The sequence below is a fragment of the Mycobacterium sp. genome, assembly GCF_032162105.1.
Taxonomy (GTDB): domain Bacteria; phylum Actinomycetota; class Actinomycetes; order Mycobacteriales; family Mycobacteriaceae; genus Mycobacterium.
This window is the reverse complement of sequence record NZ_JAVRPS010000514.1, coordinates 1-5,350: the sequence shown is the minus strand read 5'-3', so window position 1 is coordinate 5,350 and position 5,350 is coordinate 1. Positions and strand designations below refer to the sequence as shown.

General features: G+C 66.0%; 3 protein-coding genes. All 3 read right to left on the bottom strand.

Annotation, left to right across the window (positions count from 1 at the left end; genetic code table 11):
- On the bottom strand, positions 1 to 365 hold a 365-nt coding region (locus QOC69_RS26665; protein ID WP_526445334.1), incomplete at its 3' end, for an acyl carrier protein.
- Positions 362 to 2,116 (bottom strand): fatty-acid--AMP ligase, encoded by a 1,755-nt coding sequence (locus QOC69_RS26660; protein ID WP_526445332.1) that lies wholly within the window; start codon positions 2,114 to 2,116, stop codon positions 362 to 364. The genes QOC69_RS26665 and QOC69_RS26660, both read right to left, overlap by 4 nt.
- 25 nt (positions 2,117 to 2,141) lie before the next feature.
- Positions 2,142 to 5,350: type I polyketide synthase (locus QOC69_RS26655; RefSeq protein ID WP_526445330.1), on the bottom strand; the 3,209-nt coding region annotated here is incomplete at its 5' end.

Below are 5,350 nucleotides of genomic sequence, written 5' to 3'. Positions count from 1 at the left end.
TGCCACAACGATTCCGGGCCAGCTATGTCACCCGGGAAGCGGCATCCCAGACCGATGACGGCGATCGGCTCGTCCATCGATCCGCGATCGCGGCCCGCTGCCTCGGCCCCAGGCTCGGGTTTAGACCCAGTGAGAAACCCCACCAGGGCATTGACCGTCGGGTACTGCCAGAACTCCACCGGTGAGACCGGCCGGCCGAGCAGCTCGGACAGCTCACCGGAGAGCACAACCATGTTGCGCGACCCCACTCCCAGATCGTGCATCGACGCGTCGAAGTCGATCTCGTCGGGACTGCGGCCGACGTTCGTCACCAGATAGTCGACCAACCAGCGTCGAAGAGCGGCCTCGTCAAAAGCCGCCGTCACGCCGGGACCTCCAAACGACTGAATTCGTCGAGTCGGTAGCGCTCCGCGCACGCGAACCGGCGGACCTTGCCGCTGGTCGTGATCGGAATCGAACCGGGCGGCACCAGGACCAGATCGGCCACCAGCAAGCTGTGCGACTTCGAAATAGCCGAGGTGACTTGGCGTTTCACGGTGCGAAGCCGGTCCAGCGCCTCCTCGTCGTAGCCATCCCGCGTCTTGAGTTCCACGATCGCCACGAGCTGCTCGCCGTGATCATCCGGAATCGATATCGCCGCGACCCGGCCCCCGGTGATTTCCTGAATCGTCGCCTCGATGTCATCGGGATAGATGTTGCGCCCGTCCACGATCAGCAGATCCTTGATGCGGCCGATGATGAACAGCTCCCGATCGAACATCACCCCCAGATCCCCGGTGCGCAACCACGGTCCCTGCGGCGTGTCCGGCGACGGATCGACCAGCCTTCCACCGAAGGTTCGCTCGGTCTGCTGGGGATTGCGCCAATAGCCCATGGCGACGTGGTCGCCGTGAAGCCAGATCTCCCCCGCCTTGCCTGCCGGATTCTCGATCCCCGTCTCGGGATCGACGATCCGCACCGTGGTCGACCGGGGTGGGCCGCAACTGACCAGCTCCGAACCGCCTTCGTTCTCGCACCGCTTCGCGAGCCCGGCCGCCAACTTCTCGTAATCGAAACGCACCGTCACCGGTGGACGCCCCCCCACCGACGACACTACGTACACCGTTGCCTCCGCCATCCCGAACGACGGGCGCATTGCGGTGTCCGGAAGATTGAACTGTGCGAACCGCTCATTGAAGCGCCGGACCGTCGCGCCATGAATCCGTTCGGCTCCGTTGATCATGGTCACCACGCCACCCAGGTCGAGCCCGGCCATGTCCTCATCCGACGTTCGTCGCACCGCCAACTCGAACGCGAAGTTCGGCGCAGCCGTGAACGTGCTCGTATTGGCCCCCAGTAATTGCATCCACCGGGCCGGCTTCTGCATGAACGACACTGGACTCATCAGCACTGCCGGGCGTCCGGCCACCATCGGAATGAACACCCCAACTATCAGTCCCATGTCGTGGTAGAAGGGCAGCCACGACACGATCGTGGTGTCCTGCGGTGGGACTTTCCCGTAGTCCTCGAAATAGTCGGCCATGAGTTGTTCGAGATTCGCGATGACGTTCATGTGGGTCACCACGACACCGGCCGGCTGACGAGTCGAGCCGGACGTGTACTGAAGATATGCCGACTTCGGAAGGGGACCGACATTCGCGTCGAGCGTCCGTGGCGAATCGAAGTCCAGCGCATCGATCTCGATCACTCGTGGTGCCCGTTGGCTGGGCTGAGCCTGAGCAAATTTCCTGATGTCGTCGACGACCGCAGACGTCGTCAGTACCGCGACCGGCGAGCAGTCACGCTGCGCCGCCGACACGCGCTCGTCATACGTGCCGAATTGCGGCACCGAAAGCGGGACGGCGATGAAACCCGCTTGTATCGCGCCGAGGAAAGCGACGATGTAATCGAGGCTCTGCGGAGCCAGTATCACTGCCCGATCGCCGGCCGACCCGCAACGCAGAAGCTCTTCTGCGACGACCCGCGCTCTCTGATGAACCTGATACCACGTCAAGCTCTCGGTGAAGCCTTCCGGGTCTACCTCGTAGTCGATGAACGTGTACGCGATGTCATCCGGCTGCTGCCGCGCACGCTCCGCGAGCACAGCGGGGATGGAAGGCTCAATTACCGGCGTCACGACTACCTCTCCGTTCGGGCTGTCATCAGATGCCGCTCTCGCTGCCGGCGGGAGCAGATTCCACACTGTCGAACAACGCATCCAGCACACTGCTCGCCGCGTCGGGCGTCGCATCGACGCCGCCTTCCGAGTCTTGCTGCGGTAAGAGCCGTTTGGCGAGGTACTCCGCCAATGACGCGATCGTCGGGTGGTTCCACAGCATCGTCACCGACAGCTCGGTGCCGACGAGCTGCTCGGCCTCTCGTCGAATCGACATCGCCATCACCGAGTCGAGGCCCAGCTCCACGAACGGCCGGTCCAGTTCGAGTTCTCGCTCCGGCATCCGAAGTTCGTTGGCGAGGATGGCTCGCAACCCGTTCTCGAGTTCGGCGTGCAGACCATCGGGCGACATCTGCGACCATGCGCGCATCGGTGCGGTTCGGTGCGCATCGGATATGACCGACGTGCCTTCCTCAGCGGACAGCATCGGCGCCATGACCGCTTGCGCGACGTCGTAACGGTTCACGTGCTCCCAGGCGGTGAAGGCTTCTTCCGGGGTGACCGGTCGCGACCCCAGCCGTTGAAGCTCTTGAACGACGACTTGCGCGTCAGAGGCGAACCCGAGTCCCTGCCAGGGCACCCAGTCCAGGCTGACGGTGTGGCAGCCTTGGTGGTGACGCGCTCGGGCCAGGCAGTCGAGGTACGCATTTGCCGCCGCGTAGGCGCCCTGTCCCGGGATACCGAAGACCGTCCCGGCCGAGGCAGTCAGGTAGAAGAAGTCGAGGGCGCCCGGCGGGAAGGCCTCGTGCAACGCCTGTGCGCCAGCGATTTTCGGCCACATGGTGCGCTGAAGCGGGCTATCCGCAATCTCGGTCAGGAGCTGGCTTTCCGTGACTCCGGCAGCGTGTATGACACCGCGTATCAGCGGAGCCCGGTCGCCGTCCCGCCTACCGAGCAGAGCCTGCACCGCGTCGCGCGATCCGACGTCGAGGGCCACGGCATCGACGGAGACGCCTCGCACCTCCAGCGCCCGGATCGCAGCGATCTTGTGGCGCACGTCGGTGTCGTTGGTGTCGCTGTCCCAGTCACTCCTGGGAGGCAACGGAGTGCGGCCGGCCAATACCAGACGACGTGCACCTCGGTCCGCGAGCCAGGCGGCCATCAGCAGACCGAGTGCGCCCATGCCGCCGGTGATGAGGTACGCCGCGTCGGGACGACACCGCAGCGGCTCTCGCACTGGTTCGCCGGAAACCCGCACCAACGCGGGCGCGAGGAATTCGCCGTCGCGCAGCGCCAGGATGCACTTGGCTGGCGTCCGAAGCATCGTGGACAGGGCCGATGCGCAAACCCCCATGTCGTCGCCGGCCCCGATGTCCACGACGCCGCCCCACAGCTGGGGCTGCTCGGCGCCGATGACCCCGGCGAGTCCCCACAGAGGGCTCTGGCGCAAAGCCGCGTCGGAGACGGCCTCGCGAACGCCGCGGGTGATGATCCACAGCGTGGCCGGGTCGCGGTCATCCCGCTCGGCCAGCCGGCGGACGAGATCGGTCACTTCCGCCGACAGGCGTACCGCGCAGTCGATGTCGGTCTCAGTGGCCTCCACCGGCCGGGGCTCGGCTATGTAGAGGACGCACCGTGCATCGGCGACGTCGGCGGCTATGTAGCCGGCATCGGCTAGCCGATCGCGGAGAGTGCGGGCGGCATCATCCTCCCCGAGAACCGCGAGCGTGCAGTGGACACCGGGCGCCTGTTCCGGGTCGGCATATTCACTCCATGGTTGCCACTCGATCGCGTGCGCCAATGTGTGCGGGTCGGCGCCGCGCGCAGCCGCCTGCGCAGGCCCAGACTCGACGTTCGCGAATCTCAGTGAGCGGATGTCGACACATGTACTGCCGTCGGGTGCCTTCACGGCGATGTCGACGATGAGCTCATCGCCGTCGCCGCCACGCCGACGTACCTCGACGGAACCGCGCACGTCCGCGAACCCGGGTTCGAGGCGGACACTTTCGACGCCGGCCGGAAGCAAGAGCCGCGGGTTGGAGCTGTCCACGAGGCGGGCGAGGTGAACGGCGGCGTCGAGCAGTGCGACCGTCGAGCCCTCCGGCAAGCCGACATCGGCGTGCAGTCCACCCGGCGCCGACTCGCAGGAGTCGATCGACCACGGGAACGGCTGCCCCTCGATGCCCCACGTCCGCTGTAGCTCGGCGACCGACGAGGGATCGTAGGCGGCCATTTCGTGATCGCCGCTCTTGTCCATGCCTTCGGGCTCGTCGTCCAGCAGCCAGTGAGAGATTCGGGCGCTGACGTGCCTGACCCAACGGTGCGCGGAGGTGCCGGCCGCGAGACTGGATGACACGGTGACGGATTCATCGTCGGCGACCACCTGTATCACCCGCGGCTGATCGACCACGATCGGATACTCGAATCGGACTTCACCCAACGTCGATGCACCAGATTCAGCCGCAGCTGCCGAAAGCGTCTGCAGCAGAACCGATACCGGAACCACCTCCAAGCCGTCGATTCGGTGGTAACCCGGATACGGCTTGGCCTCCGGCACCAGCCGCGCCTGCCACAGATGTGCCGGCGGCGTGGTGGCCATCGCGATGTGTTCACCCAGCAGGGTGCCAGACGTGGGCGCAGATCTGGCGCCGCCCACTCGCTCTTGGGTGGTGGTCCAGTGGTGGGTGTGGTGCCAGGGGGTGGTGGGCAGGGTTGGGTGGGGTTCGGGTGGGTGCTCGGTTCGTGGTGGGCGGGTGGTGCGGGTGGTGTTGAGGTTGGTGTGGAAGGTCAGCGTGTCGTGGGTATCGCGGTGCAGGGTTCCGATGCTGTGGTGATGCGCGGGTCCCAGGGTGTCGCTGATGGCGTGGGTGAGCAGCGGATGGGGGCTGACTTCGATGAAGGTCGCATGGTCGGCGCCGGCGGCGGCGACGGCCTGGCTGAACCGCACTGCGTTGCGCAGGTTGGCCGCCCAGTTGTCGGCGTCGAAAACGATTGCGCCGGCGGTGGTGTGGTCGTCGATGGTAGTGATGACCGGGATGGTCGGCGGCTGCGGCGCCAGGTCCGCAAGCGCCGTCCGCAACTCGGGCAGTATCGGATCAACGATGCGGTGATGGGAGGCCACGTCGACCTCGATGCGCCGCGCCAACCGGTCCCGGGCGTCCACCACCGCGATCACCGCATCGACCTGCTCGGGCGGTCCGGCGATCACCGTTTGGTTCGGCGAGGCATACACCGCCAAGGTGACGTCGGGGTAGT